We start from the raw sequence: 13,992 nt of genomic DNA on the forward strand, positions 1-13,992 counted from the left end.
CGCATAATATCAAAGAATAAAGATGAATTGTGTCATTTTTATTAATAAACGTGACTTTAATGTGGGATTTTTGGCGAGTTTTAATACAGTTTTGTTTCAAATAAAAAATAAGCTAATCGACTTATTTTCACTTTTCGAATTTAATGACAATTAAAAATATAATTGTAAATTTAAACGCTTTAATTTAAGTAGCTTACAGAAGTTTCGCAGACAGCCGCATTGTTCTTTATAAAAAACATCAAGCGGCAAAAAATTGTTTACCGCATGATGATTTTATAAGCATTTAGATTTAACTACATTTCAAAACGCTGTTGTAACCAAGCACTAATCGCTTTTAATTGCACTGGAATAACTGAATGTGGCATCGGATAGGTTTGCCATTGCACCGGATATCCACCGGCAATTAACGCCTCTTTTGCCAACAATCCGGCCGATAACGGAACGACATCATCCTGCTCGCCATGCTGCTGCAAAATCGGCGTGTCAGCATTGGCCACACTTAGTTGGCTTGGCAATACATCACCCGTTGGCAAATAGCAGGATAACGCCATAATACCGGCAAGTTTTTGAGGATAGCGTAATCCGGTAAACAGACTCATCACCCCGCCTTGGCTAAATCCCGCCAGCACAATGCGCTCACTTGGAATACCTGCGGCGATCTGCTCATCAATCAGCGCCTGAACGCTTAATTCTGATGCCATCACGCCCTGCATATCCGCTCTATCATGCAAGTCCATACTTTTAATGTCACACCAAGCACGCATAATATAACCACCATTGATGGTGACCGCCTGCTCAGGTGCATGGGGAAAAATAAAGCGAATACTGTGATCCGCTGGCAACCCTAGCGCAGGTACAACGGGGGCAAAACCAGCACCAGAATCGCCTAACCCATGAAGCCAGACCACAACTGCGGTCGCCTCAACTTGGGGTTCAATCACAATACGTTCGAGCGTCATACTGATAAATCCTTTCTAAATCAAATTGAAAACTAAGGTTAAACGTCAAGCACATTTGGCGATAATCAAGTGTGCTTACAAATAATCAATCCCGAGGAGTGCTTGTAACGCATCGAGCTGTTCCGCGTTATCTAATTTCATGCTCCAACGCACGCCGCCACCATTGGCGATGATCATTGGAGGGTCAAGCCTAAGGCTAATATCTTCGGCACTCGCTTGAAGCACAACATTGGCCACGCTTAATCTGATCTGTACTTCAAACTCTGTTGCTATCAGCTTACCCTGCGAAAAATCCAGTACCATAGTTGTCCTGTTGTAGCTATAAGACATTGTGAACACGCGTCATGATAACAAAGTTATATCGCTGGGGATGTACTTTTACATACCCGATAACCTCTATGTGCCAAGTCGCTTTGCATCCCCCTGCAAGAGTTAAATAGCACACTCTGGCGTGCGTTTTCGTAAAAGAGTAACCTTTCCTCAACATCAACCTCATTCCAAATTAAGTTTGATTACATTTTAGTGTCAGCTAAATAGCCCCAAACCTACAGAGTTCGAGTAAACTCACGCCCCAACGAATACAGTCGCCGCGGCGATCGCGTTTTACACCATACAAGAATCACAACACTGGGTGGTTATATGTTTTTATCCCGTCGTACCCTCATTAGCAGTGCCCTGTTGCTACTGCTGCCATTAGTACAATATGCCAATGCAACCAATAGCTTACCTAATAGTAATATTGCTAGCGTCGCCTCCAGCCAATTTCATACTGCCACCGATGAACTGACCTTTGCCAATTACCAACAAGTAAGTATTCGCCACATTGAACTCGCATTAAATGTGGATTTTGAGCTGCAACAACTTTCGGGCAACGCCATTCTCGAGCTAGATTGGCATAAAGCAGGCAAGATGCTGGTGTTAGATACCCGTGACCTGACGATTAACAGTGTCAGCATGTTAAATGCAAACGGCCAATGGCAATCCGTGCCCTTTAGTTTAGGTGCGACCGATAAGGTCAAAGGCGCAGCGCTCACCATCAATCTGCCTCAAGAGCGAGTCGCTAAGATCAAAGTTAATTACCATACATCCAAGAATCCATCAGGCATTCAATGGCTGACTCCAGAGCAAACCCAAGGTAAGCAATGGCCATTTATGTTTAGCCAGAGCCAAGCCATCCATGCCAGGAGCTGGATCCCGCTGCAAGATACGCCCGCAGTGCGCCAAACCTACAGCGCCACAGTCACAGCCAAGCAAGGCATTAGTGTCGTGATGAGTGCCGACCGAGAGAGTATGTCTGCAACGCAAACCCAATTCACTATGCCGCAGGCGATTCCTGCCTACTTGATTGCCATTGCTGCGGGACACCTGCAATTTGCCGCCTTAGACGACACCTCAGGCATTTGGGCTGAGCCAGAAATGCTTGCCAAGGCCAGCAAAGAATTTGCCGATACGCCGGAGATGATCGCCATCGCCGCCAAACGTTACGGCGATTACCGCTGGGGTCGATACGATCTGTTGATCCTCCCGCCCAGCTTCCCCTTCGGCGGGATGGAAAATCCGCGATTATCCTTTATTACTCCCACAGTCATCGCGGGAGATAAAAGCTTAGTGAGTTTAATTGCCCACGAGCTGGCCCATTCTTGGTCGGGCAATTTAGTCACTAACGCCACCTGGCGCGATCTCTGGCTCAACGAAGGTTTTACCACCTATGTGGAAAACCGGATTATGGAAGATCTCTATGGCCGCGACCGTGCATTGATGGAGCAAACCATTAGTTACTCAGAGCTGCTGGCAGAATTAGCCGAGTTACCCGCAGGCGACACCGTACTGCATATTGACTTAGGTGAGCGCGATCCCGACGATGCCTTTAGCGGCGTGCCCTATGTCAAAGGACAATTATTCCTGCGTTTCCTTGAGCAAAAGTTCGGCCGTGAACGCTTCGATAACTTTGTCAAAAGTTACTTTGATCATTTTGCGTTTCAAAGCATTACCACGGAGCAGTTCCGCAATTACCTCACGCAGCAGTTATTGCAAAAATATCCCAATATCGTCAGCGAGTCCGAAGTGGATACTTGGGTTGAGGGACAAGGTTTACCTAGCTTTTTAGTGCCCCCCAACTCACACGCCTTCGATGATATCGATGCCCAGCGCCAAGCATGGTTAGAAGGCAAGCGTGCCGCCAGCGCCCTAAACACTCAGGGCTGGACTGTGCATCAATGGCTACGCTTTATTAATGAAATGCCAAGACTAAATCTCACTGAGCAACAATTAGCCGAGTTAGATAAGGCCTTTCATTTAACTGGCACCCACAATAATGAAATCGCCTTTGCTTGGTATGCCCTCGCCCTCGATAACGGATACTACAGCGTGTTACCCGCATTAAAACAGCACTTAACTGAGATCGGCAGGCGCAGGCTGATTGTGCCCTTGTACCAAAAACTGGCGAGCAGCGAGCACTATGACTGGGCTAAAGCCGTCTACCTTGCGGCGCGCAGCGGCTACCATCCACAGACTCAAGCCAGTTTAGATATGATGTTTAGCGATACCCCGATTGAACACGAGCATTAACCGCAAGTGAAGATTGATCTGGAGTGTGAAAACTAAGAATTAAGTCAATTCATCGCAGTAAGCGTGGTAAAGAGCGGTTTGAGGTGAATTTACCGTCACGAAATGAGGTTAAAGCAGAATTCAAATAATAACCCAACAAAAAAGCCCAAACTTAGGTTTGGGCTTTGCTTTATCATCGGCAGGTGATTGTATCGCAGCACTTAAAATGCGCTAGCAGCGCTATCAAACATCACATTCTGGCCGATTAGTGGTGATGACCACCGACACCGTGGGCATGACCGTGGGCGATTTCTTCATCGGTCGCATCACGGGCGCCAACCACTTCGATATCGAAGGTTAAGTCACGGCCCGCTAATGGATGGTTAACATCCACGGTCGCCATAAATTTACCGACTTTTACGATTGTCACTTGGCGTTGACCGTGGTCAGTATGAACTACCGCCGTCATACCTGGCTTCCACACGCTAGCGCCTAACAGGTGCTTTACCGATACACGTTGCTGCGCCGCTTCACCTTCAATACGTTGACCATAGGTTTCAGCGCATGGCAGCGTCACTGTGAACTTTTCACCGACCGCTTTACCATTAATCGCATTCTCAACACCAGGCATCATGTTGTCATGACCGTGTAAATAAGCGATAGGCTCGCGACCTTCGTTCGTCTCGATCACTTCGCCTTTTTCGTCGCGCAGGGTGTAATTAAACTGCACAACCATATCGTCTTTAATGTTCATCGAATATCCTTTGACTTGCTTCGATTTCAAATGTCGGCCGAGCTTAACAAAACTGGCCTTTGCACTCCACTGTTTTATCCCTACAAAACCACTGCGCCAATGGAGCGCAGTGGTTGCTTCAAGCATTGTCTGCGGGCGATGACCTATAACGAGGCGTCTATCAGAGTGAAATACCTAGGGCAGTAAAGACTTCAGGACTTGGGAAACCATCGGCAATCATATTATTACTGCGTTGGAATGCTTGGATCCCCGCAGTCGAATTGCGGCCTAACACACCATCAGGTTTACCAACATCAAAGCCGGATTCATTCAGTTTGGTTTGTAACTGTTTGATTTGCTCACGACTCAAACGTGGCTGCTCGGGCGGCGCGACTTTTAATGGTTCGCCGCCATTAATTCTATCAGCCAAATGGCCCACGGTAATGGCGTAAAACTCCGAGCGATTCCAACGCATAATCACATTGAAGTTTTCATAGCCTAAAAACGCAGGTCCAGTGTGACCTGAAGGCAAATATAGCGCGGCCTTCATATCAATAGCGGGCAAAGACAATCCATTCGTTTGCCGCACAGATTGCGCAGCCCATTGTGACAGAGGCTGCGCCTCTTTAGCCCCAAGATGTTGGTAGCTAAAATTGTTTGGCAATAATACTTCGCGGCCCCAACGCTCGTTACGCTGCCAGCCTAAGTGTTGTAGAAAGTTAGCCGCTGATGTGAGGGCATCCTCTGTGCTATTCCACAGATCCGCTTTACCGTCTCCATCGCCATCGATGGCATATTTAGCATAAGCCGAGGGCATAAATTGAGTATGCCCCATGGCGCCTGCCCAAGAGCCCACCATAGTGCTCTTATCAAAGCCATATTTTTCTTTAAGCTTAAGCGCTTGCATCAGCTCAGTCGTAAAATAATCACTTCGACGAGGCTCACAGGCTAAGGTTGCAAGGGAATCTAAGACGGACATTTTGCCTTTATAAGAACCATAGTTGGTCTCTAGTCCCCAAAAAGACAGAATGTATTGTGGCTGTACGCCGTATTGCTGCGCGAGTTTATCAAGCAATACTCGGTGTTTTTTCAGTAGACGTCGACCTTCATTAACTCGCCAATCCGTTGCCCGTTTGGTGAAATAATTCGTGAAGGTTTGACTAAATTCAGGCTGAGCTTGATCAAGCTCAATCACCTTAGGTACAAACTGTAGGCTTGCCACTGTATTGTTAATCGTCTCTTCAGATAGACCTTCACGTTGCGCGCGCGCCTGAAGGTTTGCAACACACGTAGGAAAGGCGGCCGCATGGCTGGCGATAATCTCGTTCAATTGCACGGCTTGGGCCTGTTCGATAGCAATTTGACTATTATTGTCAGACGTAGCATTAGCGGTAGGCGCGCTAGAACAAGCACTTAAGCTAACACAGGCCGTGATGCTCGCTGCAAGATAGTACATGCCTTTTGCTTTCATCAAATCAATTACTCCTCAATTCAGTGCTAAGGTATGCCTTAGCTGAGCAAGACACGAGTTGGGATCGACTCATGCCAAGAGAGATACGATTTTTAGCCACAAAGCAGTTGCTGGCTTAATTCAAGGATAAACGAGAATGAACAACGGCTAAAAATCCACAAAGGTATTTTCTCCCCCACTGGAAATCCTCCAGATGCGCGTAATTCCGGTTAACCCGATTTACGCCTCTAGAGCGCACATCCTGACCGATAGCGCCCGTCAACACAATGCTCATCACAATAAATACACGGATAAATTCGCTTATTGCTCAGTTAAACAACAGCGAAAAAATCTTAACAAAGAATCCCTTGGTCTATCTAGCCGTTGCCGTATAATGGGTGAGTTAATAGCAACTTCAAAGAGACCTATCATGACTGAAATCAACGCGGCTTTAGCTGGCTTTATCGAAAACGTAAAAGAGCATCAAACACTGTGGGGTTTGATGGATGAAACAGGCGAAGGCTGGGTGGTTTGTGACTCAGGCGAGTTCGAAGACACTGATGTAATGCCTTTGTGGTCAAGCGAAGCGCAGGCAAAATCCCACTGTACCGAAGAATGGAAAGACTACCAAGCCGTTGCGATTAGCCTTGAAGAATTTCTTGAATACTGGGTATTCGATTTAAATGATGATGGCGTGCTCATTGGCGTTGATTGGCAAAGCGATGAAGAATGTTTAGAACTCGATCCTATCGTACTTGCCAAAAATTTAGTTGATGTTGAAGAAGCTTAATTTTCTCAGCGTCATGCTTAACACATCAAGGCCAGAGGAACTCTGGCCTTGATGTTGCCTATTACTTGTATCGATATTCCCTTCGATAAGCGACACCTTTGCTGGTTTTGTGGTGAACCTTGTAAAGATTTTTTTGAATATCATGCAACGCCGCATGCGCCCCATCCTTCCCTTGCCGTGCCTTGCTGCAGCGAATGCTTAAAACTGGCGAAACAACATCCCTTAACCTCAATTTGGGACTGCCGAATGGCGGTTAAAGATGCCTTAATGGCCCTTTACGCTAAACATTTAGCCATTGGCATTAATTGGACAGAAGTGGAACTCGCCGAGTCTGAGTTTTCCTGCAAAGTGTTTGAAGGCTTTAAAAAAAGTGCTTGGATGATGTATCAAATTGCCCGCGACAGGATCAACTTTCCCGGATGGCCCATTCTGCTTGAAGGGGTTGACCTCGAATGTCAACAAGACAGTATTCAGTTTGAGTTCGATGGCGTAAGCTATTCATCATTGCCTGCCGCCATTCACTACTACAGCAAACAATTTTGCTTAGATTCAGCCTTTTTTGCAGAATTACTTAGGCTCGTTGGTAAACATCGATTTAGCTACGCACTCAGGCTTGCACGTATCCACATTGCCGCGGCGAAAGAAATGAAGCGCCAAGTGTTAGCCGATGTCAAAGCAGAATTAAGCGAGTAGCCACCAAACTAAAACCTTATGTTTGTAAAGGCAGCCGACTCGTTTAGATGAAGTTATTTACCGAGAACTTGTTTTAATCTGTCCTGTACGACTTCAACCAGTAAATCAGGTTGGAATTTAGAAATAAAACGATCACAGCCCACCTTCTCCACCATCGCATTGTTAAAGCTACCACTCAGCGAAGTATTTAGCGTGATAAATAAGTCCGCCATAGCCTTATCATTACGGACTTCATAGGTCAGTTTGTAACCATCCATTTCAGGCATTTCGGCATCGGTGATCATCATGAGCAGTTCTTTGGCGACATTCTTACCTTCATCGCGCCATTTTTGCAGTAAATGTAACGCCTGCAACCCATCGGAGGCTTCGATAATTTCAATACCCAATTGGCCAAGCGTTTCACGCACTTGTCGCCTTGCGGTCGATGAATCGTCTACAATCAATATTTTTCGGCCGGGCATTTTGTCTAACAAGCTCTCATCTAACACACCTTCAGATAGGCTAATATCGTAATGGACAATTTCAGCCAGCACCTTCTCCACATCGATAATTGAAACCAATTGCGACTGGCCTTGATACTCGATTCGGGTGATTGCGGTAAGATAATTATTCCGACCCGCTGTTTTCGGCGGCGGCATAATATCACTCCACGTCATATTGATAATATGCTCGACTTTACCGACTAAAAATCCCTGCACACTGCGGTTATATTCAGTGATGATCATATTGGCATTATCATCTGGCGGCACAGGTTTGAAACCAATGGCCGAACGCAAGTCAATCACCGGAATAGACATTCCCCGAATATTAGCTACACCAGAAATATGCGGATGGCTCCCAGGCATAGCGTTAAGGTGTGGTAGTTTAACGACTTCTTTAACTTTAAAGACGTTAATCGCAAATAGCTGCATCGAATTAATGCGAAACAGCAGCAGTTCAAGCCGATTTTCACCGACGAGATTGGTGCGTTGATCTACCGTTGCCAAGACATTTGCCATAATGCGACTTCTCTACTCTGGGGAGGAAGAACTTCCCTCAGCTGCTAAGGATTAAGCTAAATTATAGCGGCAAACTCGCAATGAGAACCATGTGATATGTCGATTTTATCTAAAAATTACAATCACTCTGATGCGAAAACGGCTCATTTCTCGGGCAAGCAGTTTACAGAACAAACAATCAACCCATGCTCAATTCAATATTCAGCGATATAAAGACCTTAAGGTTTAAGAAAAAACCTTTTGAGCCAGCACCATACCGCTCAAATTAAACAGATTCCTGTCACATACAATCTTAAACCCCGCTTGGCGAAGCATATGCAATAATTGCTGATGGTCAAATCGATTCTGCTGCGGATGCTCAAACAACCGGCGACTCAGTGGATTACAAATCGCGGCACGGTAAAGATCTTCTATCACAAAATACCCGTTCGGCTTTAATACCCTGGCAACCTCAACAATCGCGGATTGCCAGTCAGGAATATGGTGGAACACCGCAAAATTAAACACGATGTCAAACTGTGCATCCTTAAAAGGTAATGCGGTTGCATCGGCAACACTAAAGTCGAGCTGTTCGAGCCCATGGGCTGAAGACTGCCAGCGGGCCTTAGCAGCACTCACCATCTCAGGGTCCAGATCCACCGCGGTAACATGCTCGGCACCAAAATGCTCACGGATCAAATGAATACCATTGCCAAAACCACAACCAATTTCGAGCGCCTGTTGAATATACACAAGCGGTTTAGGCATCATTGAGGTCAATAATGGTGCTTCAATATGGTTTTGCAACCAAAAACGCAGCGGATGCTGAACCAGCTTTTTCTCGAATGGATTTAACTTCATCATATCCCCTTAAATGAGTAGGCTGTTGCTTGAAACACTGATCAAATTCTGATGATGGTACGTAATGATAGAAACTTAAGTTCACCCGAGGCCACTATGAAATTACCTCTTTTTCCATTACCCATCTGTTTATTACCTGAGGGATATACTCAATTACGAATTTTTGAACCTCGATATAAACGTTTGGTGGCTGAATCACTTAAATCAGGCGATGGTTTTGGCCTGTGTATGACCTCAGAGGAAAATAGCACGCTTTATCCAATTGGTACTCTAGTGCATATCATTGACTTTGAGACCTTACCTGATGGCATGTTAGGTGTCAGCATTGAAGGGAAACAACGATTTACTCTCGGCGACATCAATGTGGAGTCCGATGGTTTAAAGCGCGCGCAAATCAGTCTAATCGATAACTGGCCAGCGGCAAAGATTCAAAAAAATGAGCGTTATCTCAGTGATATGCTGCAAAATATTCTGAAAGAGTACCCAAAGCACTTACAACAATATCAAGCGGCACAATTTGATGATATTGCATGGGTTTGCCAACGCTGGCTTGAAATTTTACCCATACGTTCAGCCGAAAAGTACACCTGCATTAATGCGCTCGACCACCAGCTCACACTGGATTTATTAAGAACCGTTATAAAATAATTTTCAGTGATCCAATTTCTAGGGCACTGCGTATTGGTGTGCATGCTTATCGAACATTGACAGCGAAGCAGGATTTGAAGCCATGTTCGAACGGGATTGAACCTTAAATGAAGAGCTCAATAATGGAAAATTTTCAATCACATTCAGCGCAAAATCGCTATGATAGGCAGTTATCGCCCCCTATCGAAATAGCTATGGAAACCGATAACCATAATTTGATTGCCGATGAGCATAAAACGGATGCAGATCCCTTAGTGAGCGCCATCATCAAAGTTGCTAATCAACGGGACAAAGCGGCATTTGGCTATTTGTTCAGTCACTTTATGCCCAAAATTCGGGCATTTGGTCTGCAACGATTAAATCAACAAGGCCTCGCCATGGATTTAGTTCAAGAAACGATGACCATCGTTTGGACTAAATCTCATTTATACAATGCAGATAAAGGTTCTGTCGCAACATGGGTATTTACCATTATGCGTAACCAATGCTTCGATATGCTTAGACGAGTACAGCACAATCGTGAAGATGCATTTGGCGATGATATCTGGCCACTGTATGACGTTGCGGTTAGCCAAGATAACAACCCTGACCATAAATTGACCGCCAAGTTACTCGCTCATTTAGATGCCCTGCCCCTTGCTCAACGTCAAGTAGTACAAGGCATTTATATGCAAGAACTCACCCAGCAAGAATTGGCTGATGCCTTAAAAGTCCCCATTGGCACCATTAAATCGCGACTCAGATTGGGGTTAGAAAAGCTTAAAAGCTTTTTGGAGACACAACATGATTAAACATCACCCCCATGCAGAATTACTTCAGGCCCATGCTCAAGGTCAGCTACCTTTGTCGATGTCTATCGCTGTTGCTGCGCATTGTGCCTTATGTCAAGAATGCCAAACTCAAGTAGCTAAATTGACTGAAGAAGCGGCCAAACTCGCTTTTGTTTCCCCCAGTGATAATACGGTTCAACACAACGCGTCAAATGAGATTGATGTCGTCGATAATGATCCCTGGCAACAAATGTTATCGAACATTATGGCGCTTCCCGAAAGCACTATGCATGAACCTTACATAGAATCCTCAGTGAGTGTTAACCATAAAAATATCCGCTACGAACTGCCTAGGGTGTTTCGGCAGCATATTGCACAGCCATGGCAACAAATTGGTAAAGTCAGTCGGATGCGATTCGACCTAGATGAAAAAAATACTCGCGCCAGTTTATTGCATATTGAAGCGCTAGGTGAAATCCCACAGCATACCCATAAAGGGATTGAGTTGACGTTATTATTGGCGGGCGAATTTTCGGACTCATCAGGTAATTATGTTCCTGGCGACTTTATTATCTTAGATGGTAATACACAGCATTCTCCCACAACTCAAACGGGATGTTTATGTTACACAGTGTTGGACGCACCGCTCTATTTCACTAAGGGATTAAGCAAATTATTAAACCCTATTGGTGAGCTGATTTACTAAAGTCAGTTATGCATCGAATAGTGAAAAATAGCTAAAAACCAACCCACAAAATAGCAACAAAAGAAACAATATAAAAACATTACTCGCTGAGCAAAAATTACACTTGCCAGCGGGTAATTTACTGTTATACTGCACCACGTTTTGAGAAGTATCTTGTTGTTACCCTTTTTATATCAGTTTGACTTGTATCAAACTTGATCCTCACAAAGAAAGCCTACTACAAGTAAGTCCTGCAAAAATAATGAGTTAGTGATTTTCAACATTAACTCAAAAAAGTGAACTCTTTAATTCGGCCAATGTCATAGTACTGTCACTTGACTATGTTTAACTGGTCTAATTGGGATATTCCATTGACACAATCGCTGATTTGCATTAGTTATCAATACAGCATCTCTTGATTAATTATGGTGGAATGGGTAACCTCAAGACTCATTAGTATCATCTTTCGCAATTATGCTAAGGATATTTTATCGTTATTACTTGCTCACCTAAGGGTGAATTTAATTAAAAGGAGTGTGGCCTATGTCATACAAAATTAACGGACATGAAATCACAGTGAACTTCCCTGTAGATTCAATTTCAGTCAACAAAACTTCAATTGCTTTTACCGATAGACAAGGTAAAAACAGGCAGACGTTTTCAAAACGTACCGAAGCCTTAAACTTTATGAAATGGCTTTTGTCGTCAAATAAATAAGTCTGAATTAAGTACTCATCGAGTACATATAATGGCATGTTGGTTTATTCGGTCCCATTTTCCTCGCCATACCGAAATCAACTCGCCTTTATCGATAGCCAAATATCACGATTTGCTATCCCTTCACGTCGATATGACGAACTCGTTTGGTTCAGCCAGTATCTAGCTCACATGGATACACGCTGAACCAAATGTGTATTAATCTAGATCAATTCTATCAATTTTGCTTCTGCTAATATGTTCACACTTTCTGACTGTGAAGTATTTTTATGTCAAAACCGAATACCAAAACCGCTATGCAACAGCTTATCGCGCAAATCCAGCAAACAATTCCGCTGAATTTAGATGAAGCACAAATGTGCCAAGGCGAATGTTTAGGTTGTTCGAAAAAAATGCTTGAAATGCTCGATGCAGAAATCCGCTATTGGCAATATTCCGATGCGGTACCCAGCCTAAAAGATTTAAAAAACCTCGAAAACATTGGCCGTCGCACCTATAAAATTCTTAAACGAAACCAGCTAGTCTCTTAGCCTTTTGTTCTCACCGTTTTATTATGTGACTCGCGCATTTAGCAATAACAGCCGTCATGACAGCCAGTATGATTTAAGTTGACTGGCAAGCGTATTCACATAAAAACCGCATTGCCAGCCTAATTTCTATCTCATTGTAGAAAGGGATTTACATCGTTAACAACGAGACGCTGCCAATCTTGCGCGAATATCTGCCAAAGAATATTCAGTTAATAATTCACCATCGGCAAATACGGGGACAAATTCGCAATGGTTAACATCTTGCCAGCTTGCTTGATCTTTAAGATAAAATTGACCTTGCGCATCTTTAAATACCGCCACTAATCCCTTAGCGGATTTTTTAGTGCCATCATCGGTTTTAGGATCTTTAAATATTTCTCTGTCTTTACCATCCACTTTCGCAAAGGTTGCTTTCACCGCGTACCCGTCAGTATCTCGGGTCACGTGTTGATAGGTAAAACTGCCAATTCCAAACACAATATTGGTTGATGCAAAACCTTTAGCCTTCAAACCGGCGCAAATGGCTTCAGCCCGTTCAATGGTGATTGAATCGCCATAAATCAGTCCGACATGGCTATCGAGTAATTTGTAACCTTTGGCAGTTGTGCTGCCCCCAAAGACATCCCACAAACACTCGATAGCGCCTTTATACTCAGGACTCCCCACAGCTGCTTGTGGATCGCCACAAATGATCTTCACCGGACAACCCATATCAGGCCTAAACACCACTTTGCCCTCACGGGTAAGAATACGGTCTTTTAAGGCAACGGTGAACTCTGTCATCACCTGCCAAAAATCCCAAGAATCAGAAACGATACTGACAATGCCGCTAGGATAAATATCTTCAATCAAACGGCGGAACGTCTCTAACTCATTCTCCATGCCACCCGCACACATCACACTGTGCTCCGTTGCGGCCACACTGCCGCCAACGAGTTCCTTATCACTGTCTGCAAGATAATATTGTTCAAGAAAATCAATCGCGGGAATGGTATCTGTGCCCGTAAAACTGAGTAGATGGGCGGCGCCGCTCATTACCGCAGCCTCTACGCCATACATGCCGCGGAAACTAAAATCGTGGCCCTGCCAATCAACAAAACCTATGTTGCCATCGGTTTCTAGCGCGTAAGTCTCAAATATTTTGCGGTATTGCAGCGCGGTAGTGGCGCTAGTACACATTCCCCACACATTGGCTGAAAGAATGGTTTCGAGATAATTAGTCAACCAAAAGAACCGCTCATCGGTATTGTACAAAACCAAGCAAGGCACTTTTAAGGGATATACTGAACCTTCCGGCAATGCCATGATTTTAATGGGTAAATAGCCTAAATCATGTAACGCCTCAATATGCTGAGTACCCACATTATTTGGTCCAAGATAGTTATTAATGCGGCGGGAGAATTGGCGAATCACTTGCTCTTTGGGCTGTTGAAAGAAATCACGGTTCCAACTGTCAATTAAGTAATGCTTGATAAAATATTGCAGACCAAAAAATACCATCTGCTCAGTATAACCACGACGGGATTTACGGGCGGTCAAGTTACTAAAAATCACTTGAGTATTATCAGGATATTGACGACGGTGGTCGACTTTGTAGCCATCAATGGCGGTAACGGGATTCAAGTACATCAT

The 13,992-nt window shown here is 44.4% G+C and carries 15 protein-coding genes; 8 read left to right on the plus strand and 7 right to left on the minus strand.

The features are described 5' to 3' along the window. Nucleotides 1-293: 293 nt before the first annotated feature. Together FJD32_RS13290 and FJD32_RS13295 are read right to left on the minus strand one after the other, a co-directional pair. Nucleotides 294-959, minus strand: a complete 666-nt coding sequence (locus FJD32_RS13290) for an alpha/beta hydrolase-fold protein (protein WP_088585717.1) — start codon at nt 957-959, stop codon at nt 294-296. 75 nt (nt 960-1,034) lie between these two features. Then, nucleotides 1,035-1,262 carry a DUF3389 domain-containing protein gene (locus FJD32_RS13295; RefSeq protein WP_037425292.1) on the minus strand — a complete coding sequence of 76 codons (228 nt, stop codon included), beginning with the start codon at nt 1,260-1,262 and terminating at the stop codon, nt 1,035-1,037. 336 nt (nt 1,263-1,598) lie between these two features. On the opposite strand from FJD32_RS13295, the gene FJD32_RS13300 reads away from it, so the two are divergent. Next, nucleotides 1,599-3,527: a M1 family metallopeptidase gene (locus FJD32_RS13300; protein ID WP_088585718.1), complete on the plus strand. Its 1,929-nt coding sequence runs from the start codon at nt 1,599-1,601 to the stop codon at nt 3,525-3,527. Nucleotides 3,528-3,771: 244 nt separating this feature from the next. Here FJD32_RS13300 and FJD32_RS13305 read toward each other — a convergent pair whose 3' ends face one another. After that, complete coding sequence (locus FJD32_RS13305) at nt 3,772-4,260, minus strand: peptidylprolyl isomerase (RefSeq protein WP_037417724.1); 489 nt, start codon at nt 4,258-4,260, stop codon at nt 3,772-3,774. A gap of 160 nt (nt 4,261-4,420) precedes the next feature. Next, on the minus strand, nt 4,421-5,713 hold the full coding sequence (locus FJD32_RS13310; RefSeq protein WP_037425298.1) for a lytic murein transglycosylase: 1,293 nt from the start codon (nt 5,711-5,713) through the stop codon (nt 4,421-4,423). Nucleotides 5,714-6,119: 406 nt separating this feature from the next. Between FJD32_RS13310 and FJD32_RS13315 the strand changes: the two genes are divergently transcribed. Together FJD32_RS13315 and FJD32_RS13320 are read left to right on the plus strand one after the other, a co-directional pair. Then, nucleotides 6,120-6,479: a DUF2750 domain-containing protein gene (locus FJD32_RS13315; RefSeq protein ID WP_037425300.1), complete on the plus strand. Its 360-nt coding sequence runs from the start codon at nt 6,120-6,122 to the stop codon at nt 6,477-6,479. A 51-nt stretch (nt 6,480-6,530) separates the two neighbouring features. Further along, nucleotides 6,531-7,172, plus strand: coding sequence for a hypothetical protein (locus FJD32_RS13320; RefSeq protein WP_037425305.1), 642 nt, complete (start codon nt 6,531-6,533; stop codon nt 7,170-7,172). Nucleotides 7,173-7,225: 53 nt separating this feature from the next. Here the strand turns inward: FJD32_RS13320 and FJD32_RS13325 are convergent, their stop codons facing one another. Next, the gene (locus tag FJD32_RS13325) at nt 7,226-8,170 is read right to left on the minus strand and encodes a chemotaxis protein CheV (protein ID WP_037417686.1); all 945 of its coding nucleotides are present in this window, start codon (nt 8,168-8,170) and stop codon (nt 7,226-7,228) included. Nucleotides 8,171-8,395: 225 nt separating this feature from the next. Then, nucleotides 8,396-9,010 (minus strand): class I SAM-dependent methyltransferase, encoded by a 615-nt coding sequence (locus FJD32_RS13330; RefSeq protein WP_037425307.1) that lies wholly within the window; start codon nt 9,008-9,010, stop codon nt 8,396-8,398. A gap of 96 nt (nt 9,011-9,106) precedes the next feature. Here FJD32_RS13330 and FJD32_RS13335 point away from each other — a divergent pair, with 96 nt between their 5' ends. The 5 genes from FJD32_RS13335 (at nt 9,107) to FJD32_RS13355 (ending at nt 12,360) form a co-directional block, all read left to right on the plus strand. Then, a complete protein-coding gene (locus FJD32_RS13335; RefSeq protein ID WP_037425390.1) occupies nt 9,107-9,658 on the plus strand; it encodes an LON peptidase substrate-binding domain-containing protein in 552 nt (183 codons plus the stop codon). Nucleotides 9,659-9,780: 122 nt separating this feature from the next. After that, nucleotides 9,781-10,449, plus strand: coding sequence for a sigma-70 family RNA polymerase sigma factor (locus FJD32_RS13340; protein WP_037425309.1), 669 nt, complete (start codon nt 9,781-9,783; stop codon nt 10,447-10,449). Further along, on the plus strand, nt 10,442-11,134 hold the full coding sequence (locus FJD32_RS13345) for a ChrR family anti-sigma-E factor (RefSeq protein WP_037425311.1): 693 nt from the start codon (nt 10,442-10,444) through the stop codon (nt 11,132-11,134). The genes FJD32_RS13340 and FJD32_RS13345 overlap by 8 nt, the downstream gene beginning before the upstream one ends. 522 nt (nt 11,135-11,656) lie before the next feature. After that, nucleotides 11,657-11,830 carry a hypothetical protein gene (locus tag FJD32_RS13350; protein WP_011072074.1) on the plus strand — a complete coding sequence of 58 codons (174 nt, stop codon included), beginning with the start codon at nt 11,657-11,659 and terminating at the stop codon, nt 11,828-11,830. A gap of 269 nt (nt 11,831-12,099) precedes the next feature. Further along, entirely contained in the window at nt 12,100-12,360 is a 261-nt protein-coding gene (locus FJD32_RS13355) for a hypothetical protein (RefSeq protein ID WP_037425313.1), read from the plus strand. A gap of 156 nt (nt 12,361-12,516) precedes the next feature. Here FJD32_RS13355 and FJD32_RS13360 read toward each other — a convergent pair whose 3' ends face one another. Continuing rightward, a complete protein-coding gene (locus FJD32_RS13360; protein WP_240199961.1) occupies nt 12,517-13,992 on the minus strand; it encodes a nicotinate phosphoribosyltransferase in 1,476 nt (491 codons plus the stop codon).

Origin of the sequence: Shewanella sp. LC6 (genome assembly GCF_006385735.2) — a bacterium.
In the GTDB taxonomy this organism is placed as follows: domain Bacteria; phylum Pseudomonadota; class Gammaproteobacteria; order Enterobacterales; family Shewanellaceae; genus Shewanella; species Shewanella xiamenensis.